General features: G+C 61.2%; 19 protein-coding genes. 11 read left to right on the top strand and 8 right to left on the bottom strand.

What is annotated here, in order from left to right; genetic code table 11:
* Positions 1–209: 209 nt before the first annotated feature.
* Positions 210–458, bottom strand: a complete 249-nt coding sequence (locus FHT84_RS28415; protein WP_183765404.1) for a hypothetical protein — start codon at positions 456–458, stop codon at positions 210–212.
* Between the two features lie 169 nt (positions 459–627).
* Between FHT84_RS28415 and FHT84_RS28410 the strand changes: the two genes are divergently transcribed.
* A complete protein-coding gene (locus FHT84_RS28410; RefSeq protein ID WP_183765401.1) occupies positions 628–1,491 on the top strand; it encodes an SH3 domain-containing protein in 864 nt (287 codons plus the stop codon).
* 266 nt (positions 1,492–1,757) lie between these two features.
* On the opposite strand, the gene FHT84_RS28405 is transcribed toward FHT84_RS28410, so the two are convergent.
* From FHT84_RS28405 to FHT84_RS28400, 3 genes are all read right to left on the bottom strand, one after another.
* Positions 1,758–2,000 (bottom strand): DUF982 domain-containing protein, encoded by a 243-nt coding sequence (locus tag FHT84_RS28405; RefSeq protein ID WP_113250083.1) that lies wholly within the window; start codon positions 1,998–2,000, stop codon positions 1,758–1,760.
* A gap of 230 nt (positions 2,001–2,230) precedes the next feature.
* Entirely contained in the window at positions 2,231–2,353 is a 123-nt protein-coding gene (locus tag FHT84_RS31710; protein WP_257714005.1) for a hypothetical protein, read from the bottom strand.
* Between the two features lie 107 nt (positions 2,354–2,460).
* Entirely contained in the window at positions 2,461–2,649 is a 189-nt protein-coding gene (locus FHT84_RS28400) for a hypothetical protein (protein ID WP_112340108.1), read from the bottom strand.
* Between the two features lie 347 nt (positions 2,650–2,996).
* Here FHT84_RS28400 and FHT84_RS28395 point away from each other — a divergent pair, with 347 nt between their 5' ends.
* From FHT84_RS28395 to FHT84_RS28370, 6 genes are all read left to right on the top strand, one after another.
* Entirely contained in the window at positions 2,997–5,405 is a 2,409-nt protein-coding gene (locus FHT84_RS28395; RefSeq protein WP_183765398.1) for a transglycosylase domain-containing protein, read from the top strand.
* A gap of 442 nt (positions 5,406–5,847) precedes the next feature.
* A complete protein-coding gene (gene dnaK / locus FHT84_RS28390) occupies positions 5,848–7,764 on the top strand; it encodes a molecular chaperone DnaK (protein ID WP_112340106.1) in 1,917 nt (638 codons plus the stop codon).
* A gap of 82 nt (positions 7,765–7,846) precedes the next feature.
* Positions 7,847–8,992, top strand: a complete 1,146-nt coding sequence (gene dnaJ / locus FHT84_RS28385) for a molecular chaperone DnaJ (protein WP_112340105.1) — start codon at positions 7,847–7,849, stop codon at positions 8,990–8,992.
* Between the two features lie 353 nt (positions 8,993–9,345).
* The gene (gene recF / locus FHT84_RS28380; protein WP_183765396.1) at positions 9,346–10,473 is read left to right on the top strand and encodes a DNA replication/repair protein RecF; all 1,128 of its coding nucleotides are present in this window, start codon (positions 9,346–9,348) and stop codon (positions 10,471–10,473) included.
* Positions 10,474–10,509: 36 nt separating this feature from the next.
* Positions 10,510–11,280: a molybdopterin-synthase adenylyltransferase MoeB gene (locus FHT84_RS28375; protein ID WP_183765393.1), complete on the top strand. Its 771-nt coding sequence runs from the start codon at positions 10,510–10,512 to the stop codon at positions 11,278–11,280.
* A 5-nt stretch (positions 11,281–11,285) separates the two neighbouring features.
* The gene (locus FHT84_RS28370; RefSeq protein WP_183765413.1) at positions 11,286–11,756 is read left to right on the top strand and encodes a GNAT family N-acetyltransferase; all 471 of its coding nucleotides are present in this window, start codon (positions 11,286–11,288) and stop codon (positions 11,754–11,756) included.
* Positions 11,757–11,783: 27 nt separating this feature from the next.
* On the opposite strand, the gene murA is transcribed toward FHT84_RS28370, so the two are convergent.
* Both murA and FHT84_RS28360 read right to left on the bottom strand, forming a co-directional pair.
* Positions 11,784–13,097 (bottom strand): UDP-N-acetylglucosamine 1-carboxyvinyltransferase, encoded by a 1,314-nt coding sequence (gene murA, locus FHT84_RS28365; RefSeq protein ID WP_113250089.1) that lies wholly within the window; start codon positions 13,095–13,097, stop codon positions 11,784–11,786.
* Between the two features lie 143 nt (positions 13,098–13,240).
* Complete coding sequence (locus tag FHT84_RS28360; protein ID WP_112340100.1) at positions 13,241–14,242, bottom strand: D-glycerate dehydrogenase; 1,002 nt, start codon at positions 14,240–14,242, stop codon at positions 13,241–13,243.
* A 190-nt stretch (positions 14,243–14,432) separates the two neighbouring features.
* Between FHT84_RS28360 and FHT84_RS28355 the strand changes: the two genes are divergently transcribed.
* Positions 14,433–14,972: an SH3 domain-containing protein gene (locus FHT84_RS28355; protein ID WP_113250090.1), complete on the top strand. Its 540-nt coding sequence runs from the start codon at positions 14,433–14,435 to the stop codon at positions 14,970–14,972.
* A 97-nt stretch (positions 14,973–15,069) separates the two neighbouring features.
* On the top strand, positions 15,070–15,672 hold the full coding sequence (locus FHT84_RS28350) for a cadmium resistance transporter (RefSeq protein WP_285166490.1): 603 nt from the start codon (positions 15,070–15,072) through the stop codon (positions 15,670–15,672).
* 88 nt (positions 15,673–15,760) lie between these two features.
* Here FHT84_RS28350 and FHT84_RS28345 read toward each other — a convergent pair whose 3' ends face one another.
* Entirely contained in the window at positions 15,761–16,753 is a 993-nt protein-coding gene (locus tag FHT84_RS28345; RefSeq protein WP_113250092.1) for an adenosine kinase, read from the bottom strand.
* Between the two features lie 501 nt (positions 16,754–17,254).
* On the opposite strand from FHT84_RS28345, the gene FHT84_RS28340 reads away from it, so the two are divergent.
* A complete protein-coding gene (locus FHT84_RS28340) occupies positions 17,255–18,199 on the top strand; it encodes an AEC family transporter (RefSeq protein WP_183765388.1) in 945 nt (314 codons plus the stop codon).
* Positions 18,200–18,320: 121 nt separating this feature from the next.
* Complete coding sequence (locus FHT84_RS28335) at positions 18,321–19,478, top strand: patatin-like phospholipase family protein (RefSeq protein ID WP_183765385.1); 1,158 nt, start codon at positions 18,321–18,323, stop codon at positions 19,476–19,478.
* Positions 19,479–19,538: 60 nt separating this feature from the next.
* Here the strand turns inward: FHT84_RS28335 and FHT84_RS28330 are convergent, their stop codons facing one another.
* The gene (locus FHT84_RS28330) at positions 19,539–20,117 is read right to left on the bottom strand and encodes a cytochrome c family protein (protein WP_112340094.1); all 579 of its coding nucleotides are present in this window, start codon (positions 20,115–20,117) and stop codon (positions 19,539–19,541) included.
* Between the last annotated feature and the right edge of the window lie 123 nt (positions 20,118–20,240).

The raw sequence follows: 20,240 nt of genomic DNA, 5'->3' as shown, positions 1-20,240 counted from the left end.
TTTTCTTTTGATGCCGAAGAGATGATGGAGCTTCCGTGCTGAAACTGAAAATGGCGCGCTCCGCTTGCGCAAGAGCACGCCATCGCAAAAACAAAAAGGCCGGAATAACCCGGCCTTTCGCCGTCCGCTATCGCATCAGTGCCAGTACATCCGTGGTCAAAGGCAATGCGGAGCTGCAGCCAGATTGATCATGAAAGGTTAACCAAAGGTCAACTTCGCTTCCAAAACCATGATGAACGAAAACGGCTCGCTTTGAAGCGCGCCAGCCGCCCATCGGCTGCATGACTGATGTCTATATCGGCGGGCAAGGCGGCAATTTCAAGGCCGTCATCCGAAATTCTCCGACCGATCTCTCCACTGACTGCCGCCAGTGACACCACACGCTTCAGCCACAATCGGGCCATCGCAACGAATCCAGCAGATTTTCCGGCCACCGCAAGCCATCGTTCAAGCTGCATTCATGCGAATGCCTCTAAAACACATGTAAAGATTGAAGGCTCACCATGGGATCCTATCCGATTCCGTGCATGGGCGACTTTTATCTTGCCGGCGCCGGGGTAGGCGCATGAGATGCGGAAGACATTCGTTGGCGGTTTCGCGACAACGGTGCGCAAAGGGAGATTATTCATGAGGTTCAAGGTTCTTGCCGCAAGCTTGCTGGCCGCATTCATTGCGCTGCCGGCCGTTGCGGAAGCCGCGGAGGGCTTTGCCACCGCAAACGTCAACATGCGGTCAGGTCCGAGCACGGCCTATCCGGCCGTGACGATGATTCCCGTCGGAGCGCCGCTGCAGATCAACGGCTGCCTCAACGAGACGCCTTGGTGCGATGTCTCGTTCTACGGCGGTCGCGGATGGGTGGCTGGCCGCTACATCCAGGCCACCTATCAATCACGCCGCATCTATGTCGGCCCGCAATATTATCGGCCGCTCGGCATTCCGACGGTGGTTTTCAACTTCGATGATTACTGGGGTCGCTACTATCGCGGCCGCGACTTCTATCGTGACCGTGACCGCTGGCGGCGTGGCCCCGGCTGGGTCGATCGTCGGCCCGACCGCGGCTGGGATCGCGGATCGGACTGGGATAACGGCCCGGACCGCAATTGGGACCGCCGTCCCTACCGCAATCGCGATTGGGACGATGATTCGGATCGCAACTGGGACCGTCGCCCCGATCGCGACTGGGATCGGCAGCGCGACGACAATCGTAACTGGGGCCGTCAGCGGCCGGACAACAACCAGGACTGGGATAACCGGTCGGACCGCCCGCGCGACAACAACCGCCCCCGCCCGGAACCCCAGCGTCAGCCGCCTCAGGCTCAGCCGCAGCCGCAGCCACAACCTCAGCCGCAGCCGCAGCCGCAGCCGCAGCCGCAGCCGCAGAACAATCCACGACAGGAGACGCGTACGCCAGGCCCCTATAGCCCGGATCACAAGGACTGCCCGGCCTCGGAACCGAATTGCCGGATGTCCGTAAGGGGTTCAAATCGCTAAGCAATTCCCGGAAATGAGCGGCATCCAGCCGGAATTGCGCGATAACAAAGAGATGGAGCGGTTCGGAGATCCCCTGAAGCTGAACCGTTCTAGCGGCGCCTTCCGGAGTCCGCAAAATCAAAGCCAGCGATCTTGGAGATCGCTGGCTTTTTGATGCGCTATTTATCGAGAAGCGGCACTCAAGCGGAAATATCTTGAACGAAATCTCTTGCGCGCCTTCAGCGGCCCGCAGGGATTGAGCGAACGGCTTGAAAATGCCGAGCGGTTCAGTGCATCTTCAGGTGCGCTTCACGCGTCGCCGAGATGAACATTTCCCGCGCCTCTTCGGCAGACTTACGACCGTCGATGGCTGCCCGGCAAAGGCTTCTTGCTGCAACATACAAAGGACCGCGCCGATCGGGCCACAGGTTGGCCATGCAATTCAATGCATCGGAAGGACCGGTCACTACCTGGAAACTACCATGAGCAAAACCGACTTCAATGGGATTGCTCCATTTGACGTGCCGCATGAATACTCCTCCTCACGCGCTACCAATTGCTTGGAACCGTCCTCCACGACGGCCACAGCGTACTATAACCCCGATCAGAACTTTCGAAAATATGAAAGATTTAGAGCTTCCCGCGACATGTCGGGTAGATCTGATCGGGCAAATACGGCCCGGATGATGCCGGGGCGACGTGAATGCGGTGAACTTCCAAACCTCGACTTTGAGAAGGGTTGGTGTGCATCGCATGCGATTTACTTCTCACGGGCGATGCGCCTTGCCTCGTCCGGCGAGAAACCTGCCCGGCGGGCAAGGCGTTCCAAGCCAAATATCCGGTCGATCTGATCGACCAGCCATAGTTCGAAACGTTTCCACATTGACGCAGCCTCCTCCACTGCCGACCTTCGGTCGTAGCGGCCCACGATGTCTATCGCGTCATTTCCATCGCGCGCTCTCTATCGCGCTTGGCCTGCCAAATTTCCTTTCAGCGAAATTGCGGCGGCCTCTGCGCGTTTGAGAGCAGCTCCTGCTTTGTCGCAAAGTCGCCAAACAGCTTCTTCAGCCGGGCTTCCTCCTCTTTGCAAAGCCGGTGGCGGCGGGCAAAATCCTCGACGCTCCAGACCTCCCGCAATCTGCTCCTGTCGACTTCCTCCACCTTGATCAATGAACTCATGGGCTCGCCCTCTTTGTTGTTGTGCTTTGTTAATGTCCGAAGGGGCGAAAAGTTCCCTCTGCAGCCCGCCGGCAGGGAGCTGGAGCGATCTGGCGGTACGGGTCGGAATTGTTCTTAATTCCTCCTTAAATCGCCGCATTTACAGTTCAGGCGGGACTTGATGTCTTCACGAGGGTTCGTGAACAAATGGCGGGTAGCCGCCCTGGCAGCCATATCGGCTCTCGGGCGACCGGCCCGCTTGAAGACGGCCGAACGGTCGCAAAGATTTCTACCGCCGCTGTGATCAGCCTGATAGAAGACATAGGAACACTGGGGAATACTGGACACCGAGGTACAACCGGCCCGCAATGGCAGATAAGAAGAAATCACGCCAGAGGATAGAACCATCCTTTTCCAGCGGTCGGGAACGCATCGATGACGGATTCAATGCCGGCGAGCGCATCGTCGGCAGCAGGCGCTCGGCCAAGACATATTCGTCTTCTTCCAAAACATACTACGACGAGCCGGAACTCGACGACGACGAGGATGAAGACGACGAGGATGAGCCCGTGGTCGAAAAACCTCGCCGCACCCGCGCCCGCAGCCGGCGCAAACCGGCGCGGCGCGCCCGCCCGCGGCGCGGCTTTTTCGGCTTCATCCGCTCCACGATCTATTGGGGCCTGGTGCTCTGCCTCTGGGCCGGCATCGGCCTTGCGGGCCTTGTTGCCTATTACGGCTCGCGCATGCCAAGCGCCAGCACCTGGTCGATCCCCGAGCGCCCGCCGAACGTAAAGATCAACGATCTCGACGGCACCTTGCTCGCCAATCGCGGTACGACAGGCGGCGAAGCCGTGGCGCTTGGCGACATGTCGCCCTACATACCGGAGGCGATCGTTGCCATCGAGGACCGCCGCTTCTATTCCCATTTCGGCTTCGACCCGATCGGCCTTGGCCGCGCCGTCGTGACGAACGTCCTGACCGGACACGCCGTCCAGGGTGGCTCGACGCTCACGCAGCAGCTCGCCAAGAACCTGTTCCTCTCGCCGGACCGCACGCTGGAGCGCAAGGTGCAGGAAGTGCTGCTGGCGCTGTGGCTGGAGCACAAATACACCAAGGACCAGATCCTGACGATGTACCTGAACCGCGTCTATTTCGGCTCCAACGCCTATGGCGTCGAGGCAGCTTCGCGGCGCTACTTCAACAAGTCGGCCAAGGACGTAAACCTCGGCGAGGCAGCCATGCTCGCCGGCCTGGTCAAGGCGCCCTCTCGGCTGTCGCCGGCCCGCGATCCGGCTGCCGCCGAGGCTCGCGCGCAGCTGGTGCTACAGGCGATGCATGATCAGGGCTTCATCTCCGAGGCCGACATCAAGACCGCCATGTCGCAGCCGCCGACCCGTTCGAAAAGCTATTGGACAGGTGCCGAGAACTATGTCGCAGACATGGTCATGGACCAGCTTCCAAAGCTGATCGGCGGCGACATCAAGGAAGACCTGATCGTCGACACCACGCTCGATATGTCGCTTGAGGAGAAGGCCGAGAAGGCGCTGGAAGACGTGCTTGCCAAGGACGGCAGGAAGCTGAGTGCCTCGCAGGCCTCGCTCGTCTCCGTCGATGCGACGGGCGCCATCCGCGCGCTCGTCGGCGGCCGCGACTATGCGCAGAGCCAATTCAACCGCGCCGTCACCGCCAAGCGCCAGCCGGGTTCCGCCTTCAAGCCGTTCGTCTATACCGCCGCACTGGAAGCAGGGCTGACGCCCAATTCGATCCGCAACGACATGCCGGTGAAAATCGGCAATTGGGCGCCCGAGAACTACGAACAGCGCTATAACGGTCCCGTGACACTCGCCACTGCAGTGGCCCAATCGCTGAACACGGTTGCGGCCCAGCTCGTCGCCGAGATCGGGCCGGATCAGGTCATCAAGGTCGCTCGCAGGCTCGGCATAGAATCAGACCTGCAGGCCAATGCTTCGATTGCGCTTGGTACGTCCGAAGTGTCGCTGCTGGAACTGACTTCCGCCTATGCCACGTTCATGAACGGCGGCTTCAAGGTGGCGCCGCATGTCATCACCAAGGTGACAACCGCTTCCGGCAAGGTGCTCTACCAGGCCAATACCGACAATCCTGAGCGGGTGCTGAACCCGGATATCGTTGCCAACATGAACGCTATGATGGCCGGCGTCATCGCCTACGGCACCGGCAAGGCGGCCCGCATTCCCGGCTGGCAGGTGGCAGGCAAGTCGGGAACGACGCAATCCTTCCGCGACGCGCTTTTCGTCGGCTTCACCAGCCATCTGACGACAGGCGTCTGGTTCGGCAATGACGACGGCAAGTCGATGCGCAAGGTCACCGGCGGTGGGCTGCCGGCCAAGGCATGGAAGGAGTTCATGGTCGCCGCCCACAAGGGCATTACGCCGACGCCGATCTTCGGCGGCGGCCAGATCATCGACAACGGCCCGCCGATGGCGCAGGCGCCGAATGGCGACCAGCCGATGACGATCGGCAATATCATCTCGGGCGCCGCCGATGACGGCCAGGTCGTGCAGCAACCGACACTGCGGCAGAGACCGATCCAGCCCCAGATCGTCAACCAGACCGCGATCAATGACGACCCGCAGGACCTGCCGCCGGCGAACCTTGCCGACGACACCAATCCCTACAGCTCCTACTCTTATGACAGCGGCGATATCCCGCCGGCGGACATTGGCGACAGCGGCGCTCCGGTCGCAACGGCGCGGCCGCATCGCTCCTCGCTGCTCGACGTCATCCTGGGCCGATAAAATCGCAATTTTTGTGCCCACAGCGCTGCGCGTCATATATGGCGCGGTAGAGCGGGATGCCGAAAAGTGTGAGCAGTTTTCGGACGACATCCCGCCCTAACTTTTTGATTTAGAGCCGCTCCGTGATTTTATGCCTAAATCGATCCCGATTTAAGGAATTACTCAGTAGACGCTTGCATGGCCGCGGCAAGGCTGCTCTGATGCGCGGTCGCGTCAAATCCACGTGTCCTCGGCGCGCATGGGGTCAGGTGGAATTTGCGCGACAAACCATTTGTTTTGCTGGATTTCGGGCAATTTCCTGCCTTGCAGTCAGTAAAACCGCTACTTATATACGCGGCATCACCGCAGTCATGGCTGCGCAATCCTCAAGACCATCCCGTAAGGGGCTGTCAATGGAATGCCTGGCAGGGGTTCCGACAGCTTGCTTCAAGGAGAGAATGACATGGCAAAAGTAATTGGTATCGACCTTGGAACGACAAATTCCTGCGTCGCCGTCATGGACGGTAAGGACGCGAAAGTGATCGAAAATGCCGAAGGCGCCCGGACCACCCCCTCCATGGTTGCCTTCACCGACGATGGTGAACGTCTCGTCGGCCAGCCGGCCAAGCGCCAGGCTGTCACCAACCCCACGAATACCCTCTTCGCTGTCAAGCGCCTCATCGGCCGCCGCTATGAAGATCCGACCGTCGAGAAGGACAAGCACCTTGTTCCCTTCAACATCGTTCGGGGCGACAATGGCGACGCCTGGGTCGAAGCCAACGGCAAGGGCTATTCGCCCGCACAGATTTCCGCAATGATCCTTCAGAAGATGAAGGAAACCGCCGAATCCTACCTCGGCGAAAAGGTCGACAAGGCCGTTATCACCGTTCCCGCATACTTTAACGACGCTCAGCGCCAGGCAACCAAGGACGCCGGCAAGATCGCCGGTCTCGAAGTCCTGCGCATCATCAACGAGCCGACCGCTGCCGCGCTCGCCTATGGTCTCGACAAGAAGGACGGCAAGACCATCGCCGTATACGACCTTGGCGGCGGCACCTTCGATATCTCCATCCTGGAAATCGGCGACGGCGTCTTCGAAGTGAAGTCGACCAACGGCGACACCTTCCTCGGCGGTGAAGACTTCGACATGCGTCTCGTCGAATACCTCGTTGCCGAGTTCAAGAAGGACAACGGCATCGACCTCAAGGGTGACAAGCTTGCCCTGCAGCGCCTTAAGGAAGCTGCCGAAAAGGCCAAGATCGAGCTGTCGTCTTCGCAGCAGACCGAAATCAACCTGCCCTTCATCACGGCAGACGCCACCGGCCCGAAGCACCTGACGCTGAAGCTGACCCGCGCCAAGCTGGAAAGCCTGGTCGACGATCTCGTTCAGCGCACCATCGCTCCGTGCAAGGCAGCGCTCAAGGATGCCGGCGTCACCGCTGCTGAAATCGATGAAGTCGTTCTCGTCGGCGGCATGAGCCGCATGCCGAAGGTACAGGAAGTCGTCAAGCAGCTGTTCGGTAAGGAGCCGCATAAGGGCGTCAACCCGGATGAAGTCGTCGCACTCGGCGCCGCCATCCAGGCCGGCGTTCTGCAGGGCGACGTCAAGGACGTTCTGCTCCTCGATGTGACCCCGCTGTCTCTCGGCATCGAAACGCTGGGCGGCGTCTTCACCCGTCTGATCGAACGCAACACGACGATCCCGACGAAGAAGTCGCAGACCTTCTCGACCGCCGACGACAACCAGTCGGCCGTGACCATCCGCGTTTCGCAGGGCGAGCGCGAAATGGCTGCAGACAACAAGCTGCTCGGCCAGTTCGACCTCGTCGGCCTGCCGCCTGCACCGCGCGGCGTACCGCAGATCGAAGTCACCTTCGATATCGACGCCAACGGCATCGTCCAGGTTTCGGCCAAGGACAAGGGTACCGGCAAGGAACAGCAAATCCGCATCCAGGCTTCCGGCGGCCTTTCCGACGCCGACATCGAGAAGATGGTCAAGGATGCAGAAGCGCATGCTGCCGAAGACAAGAAGCGCCGCGAAGGCGTCGAAGCCAAGAACCAGGCTGAAAGCCTGATCCACTCCAGCGAGAAGTCGCTGAAGGATTACGGCGACAAGGTCACGGAAGCCGATCGCACCGCGATCTCCGACGCGATCGCTGCGCTCAAGACGGCAACCGAAGCTTCCGAGCCGGACGCCGAAGACATCAAGGCCAAGACCCAGACGCTCATGGAAGTTTCCATGAAGCTCGGCCAGGCAATCTATGAGGCCCAGCAGGCGGAAGCTCCTTCGGCCGATGCCTCCGCAGCCGGCAAGGACGATGTCGTCGACGCCGACTACGAGGAAATCAAGGACGAAGACGACCGCAAGCGGTCTGCATAAGCGCGAACCGAAAGGTTCTTGAGGAGACTTGAATCCGGCTGCCTTCGGCAGCCGGAAATCCATTTCCGGGGTCTAATCCTTAATGGCAAAAGCGGATTTTTACGAGACATTGGGCGTCTCAAAAACAGCGGACGAGAAAGAGCTGAAGAGCGCCTTTCGGAAGCTGGCAATGCAATATCATCCGGACAAGAACCCGGACGACAGCAATGCCGAGCGGAAGTTCAAGGAAATCAACGAAGCCTACGAAACGCTCAAGGATCCGCAGAAGCGCGCAGCCTATGACCGCTATGGCCATGCAGCCTTCGAACATGGTGGCATGGGCGGCGGTGGCGGCTTCGGGGCCGGTTTCGGCGGCGGTGGCTTCTCCGATATTTTCGAGGATATTTTCGGCGAGATGATGGGTGGCGGCCGCTCGCGCGGACGTTCCTCCGGCGGCCGCGAACGTGGCGCCGATCTTCGATACAATATGGAAATCTCTCTCGAGGAGGCCTTTACCGGCAAGACCGCACAGATCCGGGTTCCGACCTCGATCACTTGCGATGTCTGTTCCGGCTCGGGCGCCAAGCCCGGCACACAGCCGAAGACCTGCGGCACCTGCCAGGGCTCCGGGCGTGTACGCGCTGCCCAGGGCTTCTTTTCCGTCGAGCGCACCTGCCCGACTTGCCACGGCCGCGGCCAGATCATTCCCGATCCCTGCACCAAGTGTCATGGCCAGGGCCGAGTGACCGAGGAGCGTTCGCTCTCGGTCAATATTCCCTCCGGCATCGAAGACGGCACGCGCATCCGCCTGCAGGGCGAAGGCGAAGCTGGCCTGCGCGGCGGACCGGCGGGCGATCTCTACATCTTCCTCTCCGTCAAGCCGCATGAATTCTTCCAGCGGGACGGCGCCGATCTCTACTGCGCCGTGCCGATCTCGATGACGACGGCGGCGCTCGGCGGCACTTTCGATGTCGCGACCCTCGACGGCACGAAATCGCGCGTCACCGTTCCCGAAGGCACGCAGGTCGGCAAGCAGTTCCGCCTGAAGGGCAAGGGGATGCCGGTGCTGCGCTCCAGCCAGGTCGGCGATCTCTATATCCAGATCCAGATCGAGACGCCGCAGAAGCTGACAAAGCGCCAGCGCGAGCTGCTGCAGGAGTTCGAGCAGATCTCCTCGAAGGACAACAATCCCGAATCGACGGGCTTCTTCGCCCGCATGAAGGACTTCTTCGATACGTTCAGCGACTGATTCGCGAACCAAGATGTTTCACATGAATCCGGCCGATGATTCGGCCGGATTTTTTATTTAGGCGCGCGAATCACCCGTCCTCGTGGTTCGAGGGTCGTTTCGTTCCCGCCTCACCATGAGGCTGATCTTTTGCGCCCAGTCGCGATATTCCTCCTTCCAGTTTGAGGGCTCCTTCGGACATCCACCGGATTGCTCCTTTGCGGCCGGGTGCTAGATCCGCTCCACCCTCATCCTGACCCCGTCGAAGGACGAGGGTGGCCATGGACGGTGCCATCCCATCGCCATCAATATTCCTTGCACTCCTGCGGGGTTCGGCATACGCCTCGCCCATCGACCCGGAATCCGAAAGACCCATGCCGAACAAGGTTTCCATTTCGCGCCTGAAGCTCACCGACTTCCGCAATTATGCGGCAGCGGCGCTGACGCTTGACGGGCGGCATGTGGTGCTGACCGGCGACAATGGCGCGGGTAAGACCAATCTCATGGAGGCGGTCTCGCTGCTGTCGCCCGGCCGCGGCCTGCGCCGCGCTGCCTATGCCGATGTCACTCGAGTCAATGCGCCGGGTGGCTTTTCCATCTTCGCGGAGCTCGAAGGCATGGACGGCAGCGTCGAAATCGGTACCGGCATCGACACGATGGACGAATCGACCGCCCGTCGGCTCCGAATCAACAGCACGCCGGCCAAGACCGTCGACGAGCTGACAGACCATTTGCGCGTTCTCTGGTTGACGCCGGCCATGGACGGCCTGTTTACCGGCGGCTCCTCGGAGCGCCGCCGCTTCCTCGACCGGCTGGTGCTGTCGCTCGATCCCGCCCATGGCCGCCGCGCCAGCGATTTCGAGCGCGCCATGCGCAGCCGCAACAAGCTGCTGTCCGAAAACCGATTCGATCCATCCTGGCTCGCCGGCATTGAGGAGCAGATGGCGAGCCTCGGCATTGCCATGGCGATCGCGCGGCAGGAAATGCTCGGCCTTCTCTCGCGGCTGATCGCCGAAACGCGCGAGACGACACCTTTTCCCTCGGCGGCGTTGGAGCTCTCCGGCTTCCTGGACGGACAGTTCGACCGGCCGGCCGTCGATCTGGAGGACGCCTACGCCGATATGCTGCGTGAGCGGCGTTACCGCGATGCAGCCGCCGGCCGCACGCTGGACGGGCCGCATCGGGCCGACCTTCTGGTACGGCATTGCGAGAAAGACATGGAGGCGGAGCGCTGCTCGACGGGCGAGCAAAAAGCCTTGCTCGTCGGCCTCATCCTTGCCCATGCGCGCCTTGTCGGCAATCTGACGGGCTATGCGCCGATCCTGCTGCTCGACGAGATCGCGGCGCATCTCGACGAAGGACGGCGTGCAGCCCTCTTCGATCTCATCGACGGGCTCGGCGGCCAGGCCTTCATGACCGGCACCGACAAATCCATGTTCTCGGCTCTCGGCGAGCGAGCGCAATTCTTTACCGTGGCGCATGGCGGCATTACGGAATCCTAGCGCCTCCTTCTTCGCGATTGTGCTAAACTCCTATACATGGATCCTTTGACCTCAGACGAAATCGCCCGCTATCACCGCCATATCCTCCTGCCGGAGGTCGGCGGCGCCGGCCAGCAAAAATTGAAGGCGGCCCGCGTGCTTGTCATCGGTGCCGGCGGTCTTGGTGCGCCGGTGCTGCAATATCTCGCTGCTGCCGGTGTCGGGACACTCGGTATCGCCGATAACGACCGCGTTTCGCTGTCCAACCTGCAGCGACAGGTGATTCACGACACGGGCACGATCGGCAAGATGAAGACGCAGAGTGCGGCAGACGCCATCGCGCGGCTGAACCCGCATGTGCGCACCATCCGCTTCGAGGAGCGGTTCAGTGCCGACAGCGCCACCCGGCACCTTGCCGGCTTCGATCTCGTCATCGACGGCTCCGACAATTTTGATACGCGCTATGCGGCTGCCGATGCGACCGAAGCAGCGCGCCTGCCGCTGGTGACCGGTGCAGTCGGCCGATTCGATGGGTCGGTGACGACGCTGAAGCCTTACGAAAGCGACGCGGATGGCAACCTCAATCCGCGTTATCGCGATCTGTTTCCCGCGCCCCCGCCGGAAGGTCTCATTCCGAGCTGTGCGGAAGCTGGCATCATCGGCGCGCTGACGGGTGTCATCGGCACGCTGATGGCGATGGAGGCGATCAAGCTCATCACGGGCATCGGCGAACCGTTGATCGGCCGCCTGCTGCTCTATGACGGGCTTTCCTCGCGCTTCGAAACCGTGCGCTATCGCCGCAAACGTGCCCGGGTTGCTGCCGAATGAGCGATATGACGCTTCGTCGCCTCGATGACGGCTTCGATCGCTGGGATGCGTTGCTGGATCTGATCCTGGCGTCCTTCGCCTATATGAACGGACGCATCGATCCGCCCTCCTCCGCACTCGCGCTGACATCCGAAACGCTGAAAGCGAAGGCACTTAGCGAGATCGCTTATGCGGCACTCGATGGCGAGCAGTTGGTCGGCTGCATTTTCTGCCGGCCGGAGGCGGAAAGCCTTTATGTCGGCAAGCTCGCCGTGCTTCCGACGGCACAGGGTAAAGGTATCGGCAAGCGACTGCTGGGCCTGGCCGAGACAACGGCGCGAGAGCTCGGCCTCAAGGCGTTGCGGCTGGAAACGCGGATTGAGCTGGTCGACAACCATGCTACCTTCGCCGCATGGGGCTTTCAGAGGACAGCCAAAAATCGCCACCCCGGCTTCGATCGCACAACATCGATCGAGATGCGCAAGACGATTGCCTAGCGCATCCTCAGCCGGTGGATGGAGCCGTCACGCTTCGCGGGGCGGGATGCGGGTGATGCGGGCACCCAGGGCATTCAGCCGCTCCTCGATGCGCTCATAGCCGCGCTCGATCTGCTGGGCATTGTTGATGACGCTCGTGCCCTCGGCGCACATGGCCGCGATCAACATGGCCATGCCGGCGCGAATGTCAGGGCTTTCGAGCTGGGCAGCGCGCAGCTTGGAGGGGCCGGCAACGATGGCACGATGCGGGTCGCACAACACGATACGGGCGCCCATGGCGATCAGCTTGTCGACGAAGAACATGCGGCTTTCGAACATTTTCTCGAACATCAGCACGACGCCATCGCATTGCGAGGCGGTGACGATGGCGATCGACATGGTGTCGGCCGGAAAGGCCGGCCAGGGCTGGTCTTCGATCTTCGGAATATGGCCGCCGAAATCGGGCTGGATCTTCATCTCCTGGCCGGAACGGATGATGAGATCATCGCCGTCGATCTGGCAACGGATACCTAGGCGCTCGAAGGTCATCAGCGTGGAGCGCAGATGCTCGACGCCTGCGCGGCGGATGGCGATTTCCGAGCCGGTGACGGCAGCAAGGCCGATCAGCGAGCCCACCTCGTTGTGGTCGGGGCCGATGCGATGCACCGCGCCGCCGAGCCGCTGACCGCCGTGGATGGTCATCATATTGGTACCGACGCCCTCAATTCGGGCGCCCATGGCAATCAGGAACCGCGCGAGATCCTGCACATGCGGCTCGGAGGCGCAATTGCGCAGAATCGTCGTCCCCTCAGCGAAAACGGCGGCGCAAAGTGCATTTTCCGTCGCCGTCACCGAGGGCTCGTCGAGAAAGACATCGGCGCCGCGTAAGCCCTCCGTGCGAAAGCTGTAGACGCTGTTGACCGCGATCCTGGCGCCGAGCTGTTCCAGTGCCAGGAAATGCGTGTCGACGCGCCGGCGGCCGATGACGTCGCCGCCGGGTGGCGGCAGCGTGATCTCGCCACAGCGCGCCAGCATCGGGCCGGCAAGCAGGATGGAGGCGCGTATGCGGGCACAAAGATCGGGATCGAGATTGGCGGGGCGAAGCTCCCGCGCTTCGATTTCAAGCTCGTTGCGGCCGAGCCAACGCACGTTTGCGCCGACCGACTGGATCAGCTCCACCAGCGCTTCGACATCGCGGATGCGCGGCACGTTGCTGAGCTCGACGCGCTGGTCGGTCAAAAGCGACGCGGCGATGATCGGCAATGCGGCGTTCTTGTTGCCGCTCGGCTCGATCTCGCCCGACAGCTTGAAACCGCCCTCGACTACATATTGAATCCGCTCATGCGGCAGCGCCCGCGCCATCGTTTCCGCCTTTTCCTGATTTGTATTCGTGGTCACCTCTGGGCCGGCTTTATGACATGCACATGACCGGCGAGAGGGAAGTGTGATCAAATTTGCAGCTGGGTATTCAGCCCCGTTTCGGCCGGAGAATCAGAACGCTTCGGTCATCGAAACGGCAGCACGCGATTGGGCGGACGATGGCCATCGATGAAGGTGCGGATATTGATGATCACCTTGTCGCCCATGTCGATGCGGCCCTCGAGCGTCGCCGAACTCATATGCGGCAGGATGACCACCTTGCCCTCGTTGGCGAGCTTCACCAGCTTCGGATTGACGGCAGGTTCATTCTCGAAGACGTCGAGACCGGCACCGGCGATCTTGCCCTCGCGCAGGATCTTGATTAGCGCCGTCTCGTCGATAACGTCGCCGCGCGCCGTGTTGACGATGTAGCTCGTCGGCTGCAGCAGCGCCAGGCGGCGGGCCGAGATCAGGTGATAGGTGGCCGGCGTCGACGGGCAATTGACCGAAACGATATCGACGCGGGCGAGCATCTGGTCGAGGCTGTCCCAATAGGTCGCCTCCAGCTCGTCCTCAGTTGCCGGATTGACGCGCTTGCGATTGTGATAGTGGATCGACAGGCCAAAAGCCTTGGCGCGGCGGGCGACGGCCGTGCCGATCCGCCCCATGCCGACGATGCCGATGCGCTTGCCGTGAATGCGGCGGCCGAGCATCCAGGTGGGCGACCATCCAGCCCATTCGCCGGGTTTGTCGGTCAGCACGCGCGCACCTTCCGCCAGCCGCCGCGGCACGGCAAGGATGAGCGCCATGGTCATGTCTGCGGTATCTTCCGTCAACACATTGGGCGTATTTGTCACGGTGATGCCGCGGCGGGCGGCGGCTTCGACATCGATATGATCCGTGCCGTTGGAGAAGCTGGCAATGAGCTTCATCTGCGGGCCGGCCTCTTCGATCACCTCGGCATCGATGCGGTCGGTGACCGTCGGCACCAATACATCGACGGAGCGGACAGCCTGGATCAGCTCGGCCTTGCTGCGCGGGCGATCGTCGATATTGAGTTCGGCATCGAAGAGTTCGCGCATCCGCGTCTCCACCGCATCCGGCAGTTTGCGCGTGACGTAGACCTTCGGTTTTTTCTTCGTCGTCATGGCGAGCGGCGATGCCTTGTTCAGATGTTCTTAACCAAGAAGCAGGATAATTTTCCCGTTCCGGGCATTTCTACCAGACCCGCAGGCGAAGACAAACAAAACTCGCTGACGCGATCCGGAGATTTGCCGCTCACCGGAGCGAAAGGTTGCCGGAACGGCGCCTTTGTTATGACGAACGAACGGAAATCCCATGCGTGGCAAAGTATTGAAGTCCTGCGCCATTTTCGCAATCGGCCTGATGATGGCCGCTGCCTCAGCGGATCTTGCCGCCGCCCAGGCGGCCAAGGGGCCGAGCGGCTTGCCGCTGCCGCGCTTCGTCACGCTGAAGTCGAAGCGGGTCAATCTGCGCATCGGTCCGAGCGCCGATTATGCGGTGTCGTGGCTCTACCTCAAACAGGGACTTCCGGTCGAAATTATCCAGGAATATGATAATTGGCGGCGCGTGCGCGATGCCGACGGCACGGAAGGCTGGGTCAACCAGTCGCTGCTGTCGGGCCAGCGTTCGGCGATTGCCGCGCCCTGGATGAAGGGCAAGGGCAAGGCCGTCTTCGTCAATATGCGCCGTGAGTCCCAACCGTCCGCCGCCGTCATCGCCAAGCTTCAGCCCGGCGTGATGATGACCGTCAAGGAATGCACCGGCGACTGGTGCCTCGTCAGCGCCGACGGCACCGAGGGCTGGGTGGCGCAATCCGAGATCTGGGGCGCTTACCCCGGCGAAGCCTTCAAGTAACCAAGCCCGCATCGTTCCTCGGTGAATATAGCCGCGCGATTTTCCGGCGCGGTGATATATCCGGTATCGCAAAGGGAGAGCGGCGATCTTGGGTTATGTGCTTGGCGTCTTCGGCGTTGCTATCGCCACGTTCGTTTCGACTAATATAGACGACATCTTCGTTCTTCTCGGTTTCTTTGCCGATCCCAAATTCCGCTTGAACCAGATTGTCATCGGCCAATATCTCGGCATCGGCGCGCTCTATGGCTTCAGTGCCGTCGCCTCGCTGCTCGTCCTCGTCATTCCCGCCGCCTATATCGGCCTGCTCGGCCTTGCTCCGATCTATTTCGGCCTGAAGCGGTTGTGGGAGATCTGGAATGGTATCGAGACAGGGGATGATGCGGAAGATCACCGGAAGGCCTCGGCTGGGCACGGCAACATAGCGGCCGTCGCCCTTGTGACGATCGCCAATGGCGGCGACAATATCAGCATCTACACGCCGCTTTTCGCCACCCGCTCGGCTTATGAGACCCTGATCATAGGCTGCATTTTTGCTGTGCTGACGGCGGCGTGGCTGGGCGCGGCCCATTCCCTCGTCAATCATCCGAAGTTCGGAGCACCGATCAGGCGACACGGACACAGGGTCGTGCCATTCGTGCTGATCGCGCTCGGCATCCTCATCCTGTATGAGGCGGGAACCGCGAGGCTCTTCGGGCAATGAGCCTTGCCCGGCGAATTTATAGTAAAAGCCGCCCAGCGAACTGCTGGAGGCGGCTTCCATGAGCTGTTGATGGCGAATCTGAAGACGGTCAGAGCAGCTGGAATTCCTTCGCGGCCTCCGAGAGCGACCGCATCGGCCGGGGGCCGATCTGCTCGATGACGATGGCCGCCGCGAGATTGCCGAGCTTGGCGCAATCTTCCAGGCTACGGCCCTGCGTATAGCCGAACAGGAAACCGGCGGCGAAAAGATCGCCGGCGCCGGTCGTGTCGACACGCTCCTCAATGGGGTGGGCATCGACGACATAGCGTTCGCTGCCGCGCACGATGACGGCGCCGTCCTTGCCCGTCGTCACGGCGGCGATCTTGCAATCGGCCGCAATGAGCTTCAGCGCCTTCTCGAAGTCATCGGTCTCGTAGAGCGAGAGGGCTTCGTCGCGATTGGCGAAGACGATATCGACGGTGCCGGAGCGCATGAGATCGAGAAATTCGTCGCGGTAGCGGCCGACGCAGAAGCTGTCGGACAGCGTCATCGACATTTCACGGCCATTGTCGTGGGCGATGCGGGCGCATTCGCGGATAGCTTCCTTGGCGCGCGGCGGATCCCAGAGATAGCCTTCGAAATAGGTTACCTTGGCATCGGCTACGACGTCCGCCTCGACATCTTCCGGACCGAGTTCGACGCAGGCGCCAAGATAGGTGTTCATGGAGCGCTCGCCATCTTCCGTGACAAAGATCATCGAACGAGCGGTCGGCGGGAAGGTGCCCTTCGCCTTGGTTTCGTAGTGTACGCCCTGGGCGCGGATGTCATGCGCGAAGATCTGGCCGAGCTGGTCTTCGGCGACCTTGCCGAAATAAGCCGCCTTGCCGCCGAAACTCGCGACACCTGCCGCCGTGTTGCCGGCACTGCCGCCCGAGGCTTCGAGAGCCGGTCCCATGCGCGAATAAAGCAGTTCGGCGCGCTCGGCGTCGATGAGGTTCATCGCGGCTTTGGTGATGTTGTTGTCGATCAGGAACTGATCGTCGCAACGGGCGATAATGTCGACGATGGCATTGCCAACGGTCAGTACATCGAAGCGAGTCATCTATTGGAGGATCCCGGTGTTGGTGATAGCCGGTATCCGGTATTATCGGTTTTTCCGAAGTTTGGAAGAAAAATCAGCGCCGGCACGGCCAACTTGAGCTCAATCAGTCATTTGCCTGTCACTTTCTATCTTTAAATGCTTATCAAGCGGCTGGGATGGGAAGCTCGAAAGACTTCCGAGCCAGTCTGGGAAGGAATGATGCCTTCCGCCTCACCGGTACGCGGGCCGACCACGGATGAACTGGCGGCATGTGCACCGGGGGGACTTTCCGGCGAGGCCGGATACACAAGCGGGCATTGCCCGCTTTTTTGTTTTTACAGGTTCTCACACCTACAAGGCGCCGCGATCCGTCAGATCCGTTCCTGGTATTTTAAGCTTTTGATTTTGTGCATGTCGTCTTCGCAAAACCGCTCCGCACTTTTGCGCGACATGCTTTGAGCAAGCTGCTACAACTCCTTGATCGCTCTTCCTAAGCCCCGATTTTCACGGCCCCCGCCCGGCATGTCCGAAATTCTCATCGACGTCCTCCCCGTCTTTCTGCTCATTCTCGTCGGCTGGGTCATCGTGCGCACCGGCCTGCTGAAAGCCGATGTCGGCGAAGCAATGAGCGAGTTCGTCTTCAAGGTCGCCGTGCCGCTCCTGCTGTTCCAGACCATTGCCGAGGCGAATTTTCGCGGTGCTTCGCCCTTTCGGCTATGGCTCGCCTATTTCTCCGGTGTCGCCGTCACCTGGGCTGCCGGCCACATCGTTGCGACGCGGATGTTCGGGCGGGACGCACGGATCGGCGTGCTGGCCGGCGTCTCATCCGCCTTCGCCAATACGATCTTCATCGGCCTGCCGCTGGTGGGACGCACCGTCGGGCCGGACGGCGTCATGGCGATGTCGATTCTGATTGCCGTGCACCTGCCGACCATGATGATCGCCGGCACGCTGCTGATGGAGCAGGCCGAGCGCAAGGAGAATGCCGGCGCCGGCCGCAGCACCAGCGAATTGCTGCGGCAGGTCGGCAGGAACCTGGTGCGCAATCCGCTTGTCATCGGGCTCTTTTGCGGCCTTGTCGTTCACCTCACAGGCGTTCCCATCCCCGCGACGCTCGGCACCGTGGTCGACAGCATCGCCAACATCGCCGGCCCGGCGGCGCTGATCTCGCTCGGCATGGCGCTGCGCCAATACGGATTGTCGGGCAATCTCGGCATCACCAGCGTGATTGCCGGCTTCAAGCTGCTTCTGCTGCCGGCCTGCGTACTGGCGGCGGGTCTTCTGCTCGGCCTCAGCCCGGAATGGCGGGCAGCACTCGTGCTCACCGCCGCCGTTCCCACAGGTGTGAACGCATGGCTGATTGCCAATCGCTTCGGCGTCGGTCACAGTCTCGCTGCCTCGACGATTACCTTGACGACGGCGCTCGGGGCATTCTCGGTGTCGCTCTGGGCCTATCTGCTCGCCTAGCGCCGGTCCGGATCCGCCGACTTGCAATGGCATATCTCCACATTCGGAGAAGCAGGCAGGAAAATGGTCATATATTTGCGCATCCCGGCCTTCCCACCCGGAGCGCAGCAAAGGATGGCACATGAATATTGCAGCTCCAGTTACCAATCCAGCGGCCGCCTATTCACAGAAGGTTTTCGTGCTGCAGGGCGGCGGCGCGCTCGGCTCCTACCAGGCCGGCGCCTTTCAGGCGCTCAGAGAACAGAATATCGAACCAGACTGGATCGCCGGCATCTCGATCGGCGCCATCAACGCCTCCATCATGGCCGGTAACGTGCCGGGCGAGCGGCTCGAGAAGCTGCGCTCCTTCTGGAACAAGGTCACCATTCAGCTTCCGGTCGACCTCCTGATGGAGCGGCAGCGAGAAACGAACCCTTTCTATCGCACCGTCAGCAGCTGGTGGGTATCGACCTTCGGCGTGCCTGGCTTCTTCTCGCCCTGGCAGCTCCCGGCCTGGTTTCAAGCGCGCGGCTCGGCGGGTGCCACCAGTGTCTACGATACCGAACAATTGCGCCAGACGCTGCTCGATCATGTCGATTTCGACCGGATCAACCATGGTCCGGTGCGCCTCAGCCTCGGCGCGGTCAATGTGCGCACCGGCAATTTCGCATTCTTCGACAACCGGGACATCAAGATCGCGCCCGAGCACGTCATGGCGAGCGGCGCGCTGCCGCCCGGCTTTCCAGCGATCAAGATCGGCGGTGAATATTATTGGGATGGCGGTCTCGTCTCGAACACGCCTCTGACCTATGTGCTACGCAACGGCGCCGCAATCGATACGGTCGTCTTCCAGGTCGATCTCTTCAGCGCCATCGGCCCGCTGCCGCAGGACCTGGAAGAGGTGGAAGAGCGGCGCAAGGACATCACCTATTCGAGCCGCACCCGGCTCAACACCGATCTCTTTCTCGAACGCCATCGCCTGCGGCGAGCAATATCCGAGCTTTATGCGCGCCTTCCAGAAGAGGCCAAAGCCGATCCGGAAATCAGTAAGCTGGAGCAGCATTGCTCCGACTATGGCGTCACCATTATTCACATGATCTATCGCAACAAGCAGTTCCGCTCGCATTCGAAGGACTACGAGTTTTCGGCGCTATCGATGAACGAGCATTGGGAGGCCGGCTTGCGCGATGCCCGCAAGGCGCTGGCCGCGGAAGACTGGCGCACGCCTCCGAGCGCCGTGGATGGTCTCAAGGTCTTCGACCTCGATCAGAGAACGAAATCACGCCGCCATTCGGTCTGAACAGCAGCATGAAAAACCCGGCTCCTGGCAGCCGGGTTTCAATCCATCATTCAGATTATCTCAGTTCGTAGCGGCCGGTGCGTTCGGATCCGGCAACGGCACCTGCGTATCGGCCAGCGTACGCAGATAGGCGATCACGTTGGCGCGGTCCTCTTCCTTCGGCAGACCGGCAAAGCCCATCGCCGTACCGGCGACGAACTTCTTCGGAGCTGCGAGGAAGTGATAGAGATGATCATAGGTCCACTTTTCCGAACCGCCCTTGGAAAATTCCTTCATGCCGGCGGAATAGGCAAAGCCCTCGTGTTCGGCGACCGGACGGTCGACAATGCCCCAGAGATCGGGGCCGACCTTGTTCGGTCCTCCCTTCTCTCCGGAATGACAGGCCTGACACTTCTTGAAGATGGCTTCGCCGGCTTTGGCGTCAGCCTTCTGCAGCAGCTGGGCGATCGGCGTTTCCGCCTTGGCGGCCGCACCCTTGTCACCGCCTGCAGCCGGCTCCTCGGTCGCAACAATCGCGAAACCGGGTTTTTCCGGTGTCTCTGAATGGAAAATAAATCCTGACGCGAGCGACACGGACTTCAACACGAACAGCGTGGCCAGAAGCGCCCCGACACCCATGTTCACGTAGGATGAATTCATCTGCTATGCTCCCCTCGCCGCCGGCATCCTCCGCCGGCCCATCTTGAATTCGCGCGAAACCTATGTCTTTTGGCTGTTTCTTGCAACTCTGTAAACGGTCTCCACCGTGAGACGTTTTGACAC

Source organism: Rhizobium sp. BK289, assembly GCF_014193575.1.
GTDB classification, from domain to species: domain Bacteria; phylum Pseudomonadota; class Alphaproteobacteria; order Rhizobiales; family Rhizobiaceae; genus Rhizobium; species Rhizobium tropici_C.
Note: the sequence above shows the minus strand (reverse complement) of the source record. Positions and strands in the feature narration are given on the sequence as shown.